At 70.1% G+C, this 13,036-nt stretch carries 11 protein-coding genes; 3 read left to right on the top strand and 8 right to left on the bottom strand.

The features are described 5' to 3' along the window. The first annotated feature begins 200 nt into the window (after window positions 1-200). Window positions 201-3,218, top strand: coding sequence for a carbohydrate binding domain-containing protein (locus tag ACWCPY_RS23150; RefSeq protein ID WP_451267796.1), 3,018 nt, complete (start codon window positions 201-203; stop codon window positions 3,216-3,218). On the opposite strand, the gene ACWCPY_RS23145 is transcribed toward ACWCPY_RS23150, so the two are convergent. Genes ACWCPY_RS23145 through ACWCPY_RS23125 form a run of 5 tightly spaced genes read right to left on the bottom strand, consistent with a single transcriptional unit; the run spans window position 3,211 to window position 9,004 of the window. After that, window positions 3,211-4,221, bottom strand: coding sequence for a LacI family DNA-binding transcriptional regulator (locus ACWCPY_RS23145; protein ID WP_451267794.1), 1,011 nt, complete (start codon window positions 4,219-4,221; stop codon window positions 3,211-3,213). The two genes, ACWCPY_RS23150 and ACWCPY_RS23145, sit on opposite strands and share 8 nt — an antisense overlap. A 53-nt stretch (window positions 4,222-4,274) precedes the next feature. Then, entirely contained in the window at window positions 4,275-5,333 is a 1,059-nt protein-coding gene (locus ACWCPY_RS23140; RefSeq protein WP_451267792.1) for an ABC transporter permease, read from the bottom strand. After that, window positions 5,330-6,304: an ABC transporter permease gene (locus tag ACWCPY_RS23135; protein WP_451267790.1), complete on the bottom strand. Its 975-nt coding sequence runs from the start codon at window positions 6,302-6,304 to the stop codon at window positions 5,330-5,332. The genes ACWCPY_RS23140 and ACWCPY_RS23135 overlap by 4 nt, the downstream gene beginning before the upstream one ends. After that, on the bottom strand, window positions 6,301-7,917 hold the full coding sequence (locus ACWCPY_RS23130) for a sugar ABC transporter ATP-binding protein (RefSeq protein WP_451267788.1): 1,617 nt from the start codon (window positions 7,915-7,917) through the stop codon (window positions 6,301-6,303). Before ACWCPY_RS23130 ends, ACWCPY_RS23135 begins: the two co-directional genes overlap by 4 nt. A 1-nt stretch (window position 7,918) precedes the next feature. Further along, entirely contained in the window at window positions 7,919-9,004 is a 1,086-nt protein-coding gene (locus ACWCPY_RS23125; RefSeq protein WP_451267786.1) for an ABC transporter substrate-binding protein, read from the bottom strand. A 246-nt stretch (window positions 9,005-9,250) separates the two neighbouring features. Between ACWCPY_RS23125 and ACWCPY_RS23120 the strand changes: the two genes are divergently transcribed. Then, window positions 9,251-9,661 (top strand): hypothetical protein, encoded by a 411-nt coding sequence (locus ACWCPY_RS23120; RefSeq protein ID WP_451267784.1) that lies wholly within the window; start codon window positions 9,251-9,253, stop codon window positions 9,659-9,661. A 99-nt stretch (window positions 9,662-9,760) separates the two neighbouring features. Here the strand turns inward: ACWCPY_RS23120 and ACWCPY_RS23115 are convergent, their stop codons facing one another. Together ACWCPY_RS23115 and ACWCPY_RS23110 are read right to left on the bottom strand one after the other, a co-directional pair. Continuing rightward, window positions 9,761-10,858 (bottom strand): NADH:flavin oxidoreductase/NADH oxidase, encoded by a 1,098-nt coding sequence (locus ACWCPY_RS23115; protein ID WP_451267782.1) that lies wholly within the window; start codon window positions 10,856-10,858, stop codon window positions 9,761-9,763. Between the two features lie 133 nt (window positions 10,859-10,991). Then, entirely contained in the window at window positions 10,992-11,381 is a 390-nt protein-coding gene (locus ACWCPY_RS23110) for a hypothetical protein (RefSeq protein WP_451267780.1), read from the bottom strand. 230 nt (window positions 11,382-11,611) lie between these two features. Between ACWCPY_RS23110 and ACWCPY_RS23105 the strand changes: the two genes are divergently transcribed. Continuing rightward, entirely contained in the window at window positions 11,612-12,148 is a 537-nt protein-coding gene (locus ACWCPY_RS23105) for a GNAT family N-acetyltransferase (RefSeq protein ID WP_451267778.1), read from the top strand. On the opposite strand, the gene ACWCPY_RS23100 is transcribed toward ACWCPY_RS23105, so the two are convergent. Then, window positions 12,136-12,852: a cupin domain-containing protein gene (locus tag ACWCPY_RS23100; RefSeq protein ID WP_451267776.1), complete on the bottom strand. Its 717-nt coding sequence runs from the start codon at window positions 12,850-12,852 to the stop codon at window positions 12,136-12,138. The genes ACWCPY_RS23105 and ACWCPY_RS23100 overlap by 13 nt on opposite strands. Between the last annotated feature and the right edge of the window lie 184 nt (window positions 12,853-13,036).

The raw sequence follows: 13,036 nt of genomic DNA, 5'->3' as shown, positions 1-13,036 counted from the left end.
GCCATTCCCCGCACCCGTACCGCCCGCGCCGCACCCCTTTACGTACCTGTCATGCCCAGGTAACTTCCCCATCGCAAGAGGTTGCAGCAAAATTCCGACAGACCTTGCTCAGCGGAACGGACTGCTCGCTCGAACCCCGAGGCGCGTCAGGGTTCTCCGGCTGCCCCGGCCCCGGCCGTGGCCCTCCCCTGGAGACACGCATGAAACGCACCCCACGCTCCGTGCCGAGACGGCCCTTGGCGGCAGCCGTGGCAGCTGCCGGGCTTCTGGGACTTCTCACCGCCGTACCGGAAACCGGTGCGCCGTCCGCCGTGCCCGTCGCGGCGGCGGAGAACTCCGCGACGGTCTTCTACTACACGAAGACCAGGAACTGGTCGGCGTACAACCTGCATTACTCGCCCGACGGCGGCTCGTGGACGACCGTGCCAGGGGTACGGATGGAGGCCGCCTGCACCGACTGGGTGAAGAAGACCGTGAGCCTGGGCAGCGCGTCCGGGCTGGCCGCGACGTTCAACGACGGCTCGGCCACCTGGGACAACAACGCCGGCAAGAACTACGCGCTGGGCACCGGGAACATCACCGTCAAGGACGGGGTCGTGGCCCACAGCGACCCGTGCGCCGGCACCGGCCCGGACCCCTCGCCCTCCCCCACGGACACCAACACCGCCTCGGTCTACTACTCGACGACCACCGTCGGCTGGTCCACCGCCAACATCCACTACCGGCCCGCGGGCGGATCGTGGACCACCGTGCCGGGTGTGGGCATGGAGGCGGCCTGCACGGGGTGGGTGAAGCGGTCCGTCGATCTCGGCACCGCCACCTCCATGCAGGCCGCGTTCAACAACGGCAACGGGGTCTGGGACAACAACAACGGCGGCGACTACACCATCCCGGCCGGTGTCTCCACGGTGAAGGACAAGACCGTCACCGCCGACGCCGAGGACCCGTGCGCCACGCAACCCGCCGACACCGAGGCCCCTACCGTGCCGTCGAAGGTGCGCGCCGACGCGGACGGCGTCTCCGTAGTGCTGACCTGGGACCCGTCCACCGACAACCGCGGCGTCACCCGGTATCAGGTGACCCGGACCGGCGGCACCGGGGGCACGATGGTCACCGATGTCGGCTCCACGGTCTACTCCGATACGAACCTTGAGGAGCGGACCGCCTACAGCTACACGGTGAAGGCCGTGGACGCGGCCGGCAACGTGTCCGCGGCATCCAGCGCGGCCACCGCCACCACCGGCGACAGGCCCACCACTCCGGCCACCGGGAAGCCGCTGGGCACCGACCCGCGCAAGGACCCGATCTACTTCGTGCTCACCGCCCGGTTCAACGACGGCGACAGCGCCAACAACCGGGGCGGCAGCCAGCATGTGAAGTCCGGCAACGCGGCCAACAACGACCCGATGTTCCGCGGCGACTTCAAGGGCCTGGTCGACAAGCTCGACTACATCAAGGGCCTGGGCTTCTCCGCGATCTGGATCACCCCGGTCGTACTGAACCGGTCCGACTACGACTACCACGGCTATCACGGCTACGACTTCTACAAGGTCGACGGCCGGCTGGAGTCCGCCGGTGCCTCGTACCAGGACCTGATCGACGCCGCCCACGCCAAGGGCATGAAGATCTACCAGGACGTCGTCTACAACCACTCCTCGCGCTGGGGCGCCAAGGGCCTCTTCACGCCGACGGTCTACGGAGTCCGTGACGACCAGTGGAGCTGGTACTACGACGAGAGGAGCGAGGGATTCGAGTACGACGGTGTGAGCGTCGAACCGAAGTCCGGCAAGTCGTACTACAACGGCGATCTCTGGTCCACCGCCGAACCGTCCGGCAACACCTGTCTCAACTGGGGCAAGCCGACCGGTGGAACCTCCGCCGAGGGCTACCGGCTCTACAACTGCCAGTGGCCCAGCCCGACTTCGGGCATGTTCCCGAAGACCTACTACCACAACTGCTGGCTCGGGAACTGGGAGGGCGAGGACTCCCGGAGCTGCTGGCTGCACGAGGACCTTGCCGACTTCGACACCGAGAGCACGCCCGTCCAGAACTACCTGGTCGGCGCCTACGACAAGTACATCGACATGGGCGTCGACGGCTTCCGGATCGACACCGCCGTCCACATTCCGCGCACCACCTGGAACCGCCGCTTCCTGCCCGCCATCCAGGAGCGCGTCACCTCGCGGTTCGGCGCCGGGGCGGCGAAGAACTTCTTCGTCTTCGGCGAGGTCGGTGCCTTCGTGAACGACAAGTGGAACCGCGGCTCGGTCAATCACTCCGCGCAGTTCTTCACCTGGAAGGAGCGCAAGGAGTACGACGCCGACGACACCAGGGCCGCGCTGGAGATGTACGACTACGAGGAACAGCTGGGCACCGGTTCCCAGCCCACCTCCACCAACGCCTTCCTGGACGGAAACGCGTACCACACACCGGATCACAGCCGCTTCTCCGGCATGAACGTCATCGACATGCGGATGCACATGAACTTCGGGGACGCCAACAACGCCTACAACAACGGCAAGGACTCGGACGACAGTTACAACGACGCCACCTACAACGTCGTGTACGTCGACAGCCATGACTACGGGCCCAACAAGAGCAGCGAGCGCTACGCGGGCGGGACCGATGCCTGGGCCGAGAACATGTCGCTGATGTGGACGTTCCGCGGCATCCCCACTCTCTACTACGGCTCCGAGATCGAGTTCCAGGCGGGCAGGAAGATCGACTGCGGGCCCAGCTGCCCGCTGGCGAGCACCGGTCGCGCCTACTACGGCGACCATCTCGCCGGCACGGTCGTGGCCTCCGACTTCGGCAAGGTCGCCTCGGCCACCGGCGAGGTCGCCGACACGCTCGCCAAGCCGCTGGTCAAGCACCTCCAGCGGCTCAACGAGATCCGGCGTGCCGTGCCCGCGCTCCAGATGGGCCAGTACTCCACCGAGGGCATCTCCGGATCGATGGCGTACAAGCGCCGCTACACCGACACCGCGAGCGGGATCGACAGCTTCGCGCTGGTGACCGTCACCGGCGCGGCCGACTACACCGGAATTCCCAACGGCACCTACAAGGACGCCGTCACCGGGGACACCCGGGTCGTGTCGGACGGCAGGCTCTCCGTCGCCGCACCCGGCAAGGGCAACCTCCGCGTCTACGTCCTCGACCTGGGCGGCCGGAACGCGGCGCCCGGCAGGATCGGCACCGCTGGTCCGTACCTCAAGTAGTGGCGGTGGATTCGCGGACGACGAGCCGGTAGCCGGGGCGGGGCCGCCGCGGTTCGGTCACCGGGCTGCCGGAGAGCCGTTCGACGAGGCTGTCGACGGCGAGCCGGGCGATCGCTTCCTTGTCGGGGGCGATCGTGGTGAGCGTGGTGGCCCCGTACAGGCTCTCCTCGATGTTGTCGAAACCGACGACGGCGACGTCCTCGGGGATGCGCAGCCCACGTGAAGCGAGGGTGCGCATCGCGCCGATGGCGATGAGGTCGTTGTACGCGAACACCGCGTCGGGCCGCTCTCCTTGGTCCAGGAGAGCGGCCATGGCGCTGGCGCCGTCCTCGCGCCCGTAGCCGTCGGTGACCACCACCAGCGACTCGTCGGGCTCGATGCCGGACGCGGCGAGCTCCTCGCGCCAGCCGCGCAGCCGCAGATGGGCGGGCTGGCGCTCGCGTCCGGTGCGGGAGCCGAGGAAGGCGATCCGGCGGTGGCCGCCCTCGACGAGATGGCGGACTGCGTCACGGGAGGCGGCCACGTTGTCGATGGCGATGTGGTCGTACGGTGCCTCGTACTCCCGCTCGCCGAGCAGGACCAGGGGCACGGTCTCGGTACGCGCCATCAGGTCCTCGGTCTCCAGATGGATCGGGCTGAGGATGAGGCCGTCGATCACATGGGACCGGAAGCCCTGGCTGACCAGGAGCTCCTTCTCACGGAGGCCCGCGGTGTGGTCGACCAGGACGGTGTAGTCGTGCCGCGCGGCCGCGTCGACGACCGCGCCCGCGAGCTCGGCGAAGTACGGGTTGCCGAACTCGGGAACGGCGAGGGCGATGATGCCGGTGCGGCCCTTGCGCAGATGGCGTGCGGTGAGGTTCGGCCGGTAGCCGAGTTCGTCGATGGCCTGCTGCACCTTGGCGCGCATTTTCGGGGTGACGTGCTGATAGTTGTTCACCACGTTCGACACGGTCTTGATGGACACGCCCGCCCGTTGTGCAACGTCCTTGAGGCTGACGCCCACGGCACTCCCTGACTCTGCTCGATGCGCACTGGGGCGCGGTGGTTCGGCTCGGCTCAGCCGGTTCCGCGGCCGCGCGCCAGATAGCGCTGGGCCACGACGACAACGATAAGGAACCCTCCGCTGACCACGGACTGGTACGAGGAGTTCAGCGAGCCGATCTGGTTGATGAGGTTCTGGATGACGGCCAGCAGCAGTACGCCCCAGAGGGTGCCGCTGACCGATCCGGCGCCGCCGGCGAGGAGGGTGCCGCCGATGACGACGGCGGAGATCGCGTCGAGCTCCATGCCCACGCCGATGATGGTGACGCCGGAGGAGAGCCTGGCCGCGTTCAGCGCACCGGCGAGTCCGGCCAGCAGACCGCTGACCGTGTACACAAGGAGTTTCGCACGTGCGACGGGCAGGCCCATCAGGGTGGCCGCGTCGCCGCTGCCGCCGACGGCGAAGAGGGTCTGTCCGAACGAGGTGCGCTGCAGCAGCAGACCGCCCGCACCGAACAGCACCAGGGCGATGAGGACCGGGTGGCCGAAGCCCCGGACGCTGCCCTGCCCCAGCTCGGCGAAGGCGGAGCCCTTGGGCACCAGGTAGGTGGTGGCGCCCTCGTCGGTGAAGGCGAGAAGCATGCCGCGGGCCGCCAGCAGGGTCGCCAGGGTGACGATGAAGGGGGCCATCCCGGCGCGGGCGATCAGGAATCCGTTGAGCAGTCCGATCGCCCCGCAGACCACGAGCGGTACGAGGAGCGCGGGCAGGATGCCCCATTGCGAGGCCCACGCGGCGAGCACCCCGCCGAGGGCGAAGACGGAGCCGACGGACAGGTCGATGCCGCCGGTGATGACGACCAGGGTCATGCCCAGGGCGACGACGGCGAGGAACGACGCCTGCACGGTCACACCGCGGGCGTTGTCCAGTGTGGCGAACGTGGGGTAGACGAACGAGGCGACGAGCACGACGGCCAGCAGGACGGCCAGCACGCCCTGGCGCTGGAGGAGTCCGATGAGCCGTTGCGCAGGCGTGGGCCGCTCGTCCGCCGGGCGGAGTGCGGCGTCTGCGGATACCGCGGGGTTCCTGTGCGGCGGGGGCACCTTGGCCACCGCCGCTGGTGTGGTTTCGTTCATCGGGACCGACGCTCCCGGGCGATGTAGACGGCGGCGATGATGATGGCCGCCTGGGCGATCTGTGCGGTGGAGTCGGGCAGGTCGTGCTTGACGAGGGTGGCGCGCAGCAGCTGCATCAGCAGGGCACCCGCGACGGTGCCGAGCACCCGGACGGAACCGCCCTCCAGGGGGGTGCCGCCGACCACGACCGCCGTGATGGCGGAGAGTTCCATCAGGGTGCCGAGCGAGGAGGGGTCGCTGGCGGTGAGCCTCGCCGTGGCGAGGATCCCGGCCAGGGCGGCCAGCACGCCGCAGAGCACGTACACGCCGATGAGAACGCGCCGCACGGGCAGTCCGGCGAGAGCAGCCGCGGAACGGTTGCCTCCGACGGCGACGATCCGGCGGCCGAAGGTGGTGCGCCGGACGAGGAAGGCCACGGCCGCGGCGAGGATCGCGGCGATCAGTACGACGTGCGGGATGCCGAGGAGGGAGCCGGTGCCGAGCGCGAGCAGGTCGGGATCGGCGATCTGCTTGAGCTGTCCGTCGGCCATGACGAGGGCGAGTCCCCGGCCTCCGACGAAGAGTGCGAGCGTGGCGACGATCGGTTGCAGTCCGACGATCGAGACCAGGGTGCCGTTGACCACCCCGACGGCGGCGCCGGCGAGCAGTGCGACGGCGAGTGCGGGCACGAGCCCGTATCCGAGGTAGAGCGGCAGCAGCGCGGTGGCGAGCGCCATCGTCGAGCCGACGGACAGGTCCACGCCCTCGGTTCCGATGACCAGGGCCATGCCGAGGGCGACGATGACGACGGGGGCCACCTGGACGAGCTGGGTGCGCAGATTGCCGGCGGTCATGAAGTGCTCGGTGAACAGGGCGTTGAAGACGAGCACCGCCGCCACGGCGACGTACACGCCGTACTCCTGGTACCAGGCGGGGTCGCGCAGCCGGTCCAGGGGGCGGGCGCGGGCGGGGAGGGCGGCCTGGGCGGTCATCGCGGGTCCTCCTGTGCGGCCGGGGCCTTCACGGAGGGCGCCGGTGAGTGGTCGGCGAGCACTTCGAGCAGATGGCTCTCGGTCACCGTGTCGCCCGCGAGTTCGCCCGCCACGGAGCCGCCGCGCAGCACGACGACGCGGTCGGCGCCCTCGACGAGCTCCTCGATGTCGGAGGAGATGAGCAGGACGGCGAGGCCCTCGCGGGCGAGGTCGTCGATGAGGCTCTGGACCTCGGCCTTGGCTCCGACGTCGATGCCTCGGGTCGGTTCGTCGAGCAGCAGCACCTTGGGTTCCAGGCAGAGCCAGCGGGCGAGGAGGACCTTCTGCTGGTTGCCGCCGGAGAGTTCGCCGACCTTCTGCTCGGGGCTCGCCGCCTTGATCCGTAGCCGTTTCATGAAGATGTCGACGACGCGGTCCTGCTTGCGGCGGGAGACCACACCGAAGCGGGAGAGCCTGGGCATGGCGGCCAGCACGATGTTCTCGCGCACGGAGAGGCCGGGCACGATGCCTTCGGCCTTGCGGTCCTCGGGCAGCAGACTGATCCCGGAGCGGATCGCACCGGCCGAGCCGATCCTGCGCAACTTCCGCCCACCGACCGTGATTTCGCCCGAGTCGAGGCTGAGCGCACCGGCGAGGGCCTTGGCCGTCTCGCTGCGTCCGGAGCCCAGGAGGCCGCCGAGACCGAGCACTTCGCCGCCGTACAGCGACAGGGATATGCCGTGGATCCGGTGGCGCCGGTGGAGGCCGGTCGCGGTGAGTACGGGAGTGCGTGCCGCATCGTGTCCTTCGCCGCCGAAGCGGGTGCGGCCGGTGCGGCGGACCTCGGACAGGTCGCGGCCGAGCATCATGGAGACCAACTGCATGCGGTCGAGGCCGGCGAGGTCGCCGGTGTGGATGTGGCGGCCGTCGCGGAGCACGGTGACGCGGTCGCAGATCCGGTAGAGCTCGTCCAGGCGGTGGCTGACGTAGAGGACGGCGATCCCCTGGCCGCGGAGGTTCCCGATGACGCGGAAGAGGGTTTCGACCTCGCGCGGTTCCAGCGAGGAGGTGGGTTCGTCCATGATGACGACCTGGGCGTCGACGGAGACGGCGCGGGCCAGGGCGACCATCTGCTGGGTGCCGATGCCCAGCGTGTGCAGGGGTTTGCGGGGGTCGACGGATATGCCGAAGTCGTCGAGCAGTCCGGCGGTCTCGCGGTGCATCCGGGCGAAGTCGATGAGTCCGAGGCGGTTCTTGGGCTCACGGCCGAGGAAGATGTTGCGCGCCACGCTCATCAGCGGGACGAGGTTCACCTCCTGGTAGATGGTGGAGATCCCGGCCTGCTGGGCCTCGGACGGCCGGGCGAACCCGACGGGGTGTCCGCCCAGCCGGAGCTCTCCCCCGTCGGGCCGGTGGACACCGGTCAGGACCTTGATCAAGGTGGACTTTCCGGCACCGTTCTCCCCCACCAGTGCGTGGGTCTCCCCGGCGCGCAGGGAGAAGGAGACGTCGTCGAGCGCGACGACGCCCGGGAACCGCTTGCTCACCGCGCGGGCTTCGAGGGCGGTCGCGGCGGAGGACGGGGTGGTCGCCGTTCCCGGGTGGGCCTGCGGCCCGGGTTCCGGTGGCGCCACGTCAGTAGGCTCCGCCGAGCGATGACTTGGCGTTGGACTCGTCGTACGCCCGGTCGGCGATGATGACGTTCTCCGGGATCTCCTCGCCGCCGTAGAACTTCTGGGCGGTCGCGAAGGCGAGCGGACCGAAACGGGGATTGGATTCGATGACGGCGTTGTACTCACCGTTGACCAGGGCCTGTACGGCGTTCCGGGTACCGTCCACGGAGACGATCTTGACGTCCTTGCCGGGCTTCTTCCCCGCGGCCTTCAGCGCGGTGACGGCGCCGAGACCCATCTCGTCGTTCTCCGCGTAGACGGCGGTGATGTCGGGTTTGGACTGGATGAGCTGCTCCATGACCTGCTGGCCCTTGTCGCGGGCGAACTCGCCGGTCTGCCGGGCGACGATCCGCAGGCCGGGAGCCCGGGCCGTGACCCGGTCGACGAAACCCTTGGTGCGGTCGGTGGTGACGTTGTTGCCGGACGCGCCGAGCAGGATGGCGACCTTGCCCTTGCCGCCGGTCGCCTTGATCATCGCGTCGGCCGCCCGCTTGCCCTGTTCCACGAAGTCGGAGCCGAGGAAGGCCACGTAGTCCTTGCAGGCGGTGGAGTTGACCTTGCGGTCGATGGTGAGTACCGGGACCTTCTTGGCCGCCGCCGCCCTGAACGCAGGTTCCAGGCCATCGGAGTTCAACGGGGCGACGATCAGGAACCGGGCGCCCTGGGACAGCATGTCCTGGATGTCACTGATCTGCTTGGAGAGCTGCGACTGCGCGTTGGTGGTGAGCAGCTTCTTCACGCCGATCTTCTCGGCCTCGTCCTTGATGGACCGGGTCTCGGCGATACGGAACGGGTTGGCTTCCTTCTCCGACTGCGAGAAGCCGACGACTGCGTCCTTCAGGTCCAGTTTCGGTGCGCCGTACGTCTGCAGCGAGCAGCCCGAACCGGGGCTGCCCCCGGGGGACTCGGCCGCCTGGGCGGCCTGGCCGCTGTCACCGCCCGCGTCGTCCGCGGTCTCCGACTTGGAGCAGCCGGAGGCGGCCAGCGTGGCGGTGGCGGTGAGGAGACAGGCCAGGGCGAGGGTACGGGATCGGCGCTGGGTCATCATGCGCGGGACGCTCCTTGGCGGGAGGACGGCACGCTGGCCGGCGTGCGGCGGTGGCATGGCGGCGACTCGTTTTACAACGTTATATAGGCGGTGTGACACAAGCGGCAAGACGTCGTCGTGTTGTTTCTGAGGCGCACCGAACCCACTCGACGAAATGCCCGAGTCCCTTACGGATCAAGGCCGCAGGCGCTCACCACCGACGCGTTCCGCCCTCCGGGCAGCGTGCGGAATGAGACGATCGGGCCCGTGAACAGATGGACAGGACGCGCGCCCGCGTGGGTGGTCGCACTCGTGGCGCTGTACGTCGTGGTCCTGGTCTTCGTGGGTGCCGGTTCGCACTTCGCCGGTCTTCTCCGCGACGGTCTGCGCCCCTACGACTGGGCCCCGGCCTGGCTGAACCTGTACTGGTCCTCACTGGCGTTCCTGGACTCACTGGCCGCCCTGCTCCTGCTCCGCGGGAGGCGGGCCGGCGTGGACCTGATGTGCGCGATCATGGCGACCGATATGGCGGCCAACTGGTATGCGGCATATGGGATCCAGCACATCGGTGTGTCCGCGCAGCCGGGGCTGCTGCGCCTCGCCGCGTTCACCCTCTTCGTTCTCGTCACGGGCCCCTTCGCCCGCGCCCGCCTTTCCCCCGCCCACACCTCCGGGTGAAACGCGGTACGGACGCACCGCACCGGCCCGGGGCCCCGTGACGTCGCGCGTCGTGCGGGGCCGGCCGGGCCGGTGCGGTGCGAGCGGTGGTCCGAGTGGTCAGACCGCGCGGAGATACTGCTCCGGCTTGCGGAGTTCACCGCCCAGTTCGCGGGCCGCCTCCTGCGCCCACGACGGGCTGCGCAGCAGCTCGCGCCCGAGGAGGACGGCGTCCGCCCGCCCCTCGGTGAGGATCTTCTCGGCCTGCTGCGGCTCGGTGATCAGGCCCACCGCCGCCACGGGCAGCGAGGTCTCGCTCCGGACCCGCTCCGCGAAGGGGACCTGGTACCCCGGCCCCGTCCCGATGCGGGCACGCGGGGCGTTTCCACCACTGGAGACGTCCAGCAGATCGACCCCGTGGGCCTGGAGCAGCGCGGCCAGCCGCACGGTCTCGTCGACGGTCCAGCCCTCGCGCTCGTCCTCGTCGTTCTCCGTCAGCCAGTCGGTGGCGGAGATCCGGAAGAAGACCGGCAGCTCCTCCGGCCAGACCTCGCGCACCGCGTCCACGACCTCCAGGGCGAGGCGGACACGGTTCTCGAAGCTGCCGCCGTACTCGTCGGTGCGCCGGTTGCTGTGCGGGGAGAGGAACTGTCCGATGAGGTAGCCGTGGGCGCCATGGATCTCGGCCACCTCGAAGCCCGCGTCGAGGGCGCGGCGCGCGGCCTCGCGGAACCGGTCGACGATGGCCTGGATCTCGTCCGTGGTCAGCTCGTGCGGCACCGGGTGGCCCTCGTCGAACGGCAGCGGGCTGGGGGCGACGGGCGTCCAGCCGTGCGCCTCCGGCCCGACCGGGTGGCCGCCCAGCCAGGGGGCCGCCGTGGAGGCCTTGCGCCCGGCGTGCGCGAGCTGGATGCCGGGGACGGACCCCTGCCCCTTGATGAACCGCGTGATCCTGCGGAGCGCGGCGACCTGGGTGTCGTTCCAGATGCCGAGGTCGGCGGGGCTGATCCTTCCCTCGGGGCTGACGGCCGTCGCCTCGGTGAGGATGAGCCCGGTTCCGCCTATGGCCCGCGCCGCGAGGTGGGCGAAGTGCCAGTCGGTCGCGACACCCGCGTCCGGCCCGTCCGGTGCGGCGCTGTACTGGCACATGGGCGCCATCCAGATCCGGTTGGGAATGACGAGCGACCGCAGGGTGTAGGGCTCGAAGAGGGCACTCACGTCGGACTCCGTTTCGACGGGTACGGAAGAATCGCTAGTACGATACATCCCGTACTACGACACCCGTCAAATTACGATGTCTCCCGTACAAGGCTCGGGCCAGGGACGGGTACGGCCGGACAAGCGAGGTCGGTCAGCGGCTCCCGCCGCGCCGCCGCAGTGTGATCGCGGCTTCCGCGTCATAACCCTGGGTCCAGCTGCGGCCGGCACCCGACTTCCAGGTGACGTGGACGGTCGCCCCGTCGACCCTGATGTCGTCCACCGTCATGACACGGTCACCGTCCCGTACGTCCCCTCGACGCAGCTCGCGCGCCCTGACGGTTTCGGGACGCGCCGACGCCGCCCTGTCGGCCTCGTCCGCCGCGAGGGCGAGCGCCGCCGCCAGCTCACGGGCACGGGCGGGGTCGCAGATCAGCGACAGCTCCCCCGAGGGCGCCGTGACCCTGATCCCGACCCGTGCGCCGACGGGGTTCACCTCCAGGCCCGCTCCACACCCCTCGGCATCCTCGATCCCGCTCGTCATCGCTCCACTCGTCCCTTCGCCCGGTTCGTCCGCCCGGCACATCCGCGAGCGGCGTCGTGCCGGCTCCTCGGTGAAGTATCCGGTGTCGGCGGCGACCCGGCCGCGGTGGGCGAACGCGCCGGGAGCGGCAGCCCAGGAGGTCTGGGCGCCGGCAGACGAGGTGCGGCCGCCACCTGGGCACGGATATTGCGATTGCGGGCCGGCCGGGGCGCTGCGTAACGTCGTCGGCCATGACGACCCCTGCCCTGCCCACCGCACGACTGCGCCTGGAGCCGTACACGCCCGCCGACGAGGAGGACTTCGTCGCGCTGTTCCAGGACACCCGGGTCTCCCGCTGGATGGGGGAAGGCCCACAGGCCGAGACCGAGGACCGCGCGCTGTTCGGACGGATCTTCAGCAAGGTGTACGCGCAGGACCTGTTCGATGTCTGGGCGGTCCGGCACGAGGGCGCTTTCGTGGGCCATGCGGAGATCAAGCCGTCCCCGCAGGCGGGCGGCCACGAGATCGTCTACGCGCTGGCCCCCACCGCGTGGGGGCAGGGGTTCGGCACCGAGATCGCGCAGGCACTGACCGGGTACGGGTTCGACGAGCTCGGGCTCACGCAGGTGCATGCCACGGTGGCCGCCGAGAACGCCGCGTCGCTGGTGCTGCTGGAGCGGATCGGTTTCCGGCATGTCCGGGACATCGCGGAGGACGACGGCGGCACGACCCGGGTCCTGACCCGCTCCGTCGCGCCCGAAGCCGCCGGGGCCGGTCAGCCCCGGTAGACGTCCAGGCGGCCGCACATGCCGAACTTCGCGCGCGCGGAGGGCTTTTCGGCGTGGACGCGGGCGTCGGCGAGATAGCCGCCGTCGCCGCGCGCCACCGCGTCCAGCTGCTCGCCGGTCACCTCCGAGGCCGCGGCTGCGCCCTGCCGCCAGCGCTCACGCCAGTCCTCGGCCCTCGGGCGTACGAGTGCGGCCGCGGCCCGATGGAAGGCGGCGAGCGGCTCGGGATCGCCCGCTTCGGCGGCCCGGCGCAGGGCGAGAAAGCCCTCGACGGCGAGATCACGGCGGGCACGGGCGGCCCGTTCCTGCTCCGCCTCCGAGCCGCCCGCAGGCAGGGTCACCGTCGCCCGGTAGACGTCGGGGTCCGCCAGGCGGTCAGGCGGCAGGGTGAGTACGGCGTCGCCAGCCTCCGGCAGCCCGCCGTTCTCCATGAGGACGACGATGCGCAGCCCGTTCTCGTTGACGAGCCGGTGGATCGTGCCCGGCGTGAACCACACCAGCGCGCCCGGCTCCAGCGGTGTTTCGCGGAATCCCGACGCGGTGAGGGTCTGGACCGAGCCCGTGCCCCCGACCACCACGTACCCCTCGGAACAGGTGAGGTGGAGGTGGGGCGTCCCGCCGCGCAGGCCGTCCTCGGCGGGCCAGTCGTACACCCGCAGATGGGACACGGCGACGGCGCCGGGCAGCCCTTCGAAGGTCGGCACAGCTGCTCCTCGGTCTCTCCGCCATGAGGCCTCACGTGTGGTGCGCGTGAGGGCCCCTCAGGTTCGGCAAGCGCTTTCTGCTTCAGAGAACCGTACCCGTGCCGGCCTCGACGCAACAGGGTCCGGATGTCGGGCGGCTGCCTTGCCGGCCACTGTCAGTGGCCGGGTGCAGACTGGCCCTTAT

The sequence above is a fragment of the Streptomyces sp. NPDC002403 genome (genome assembly GCF_053593015.1).
Note: the sequence above shows the minus strand (reverse complement) of the source record. Positions and strands in the feature narration are given on the sequence as shown.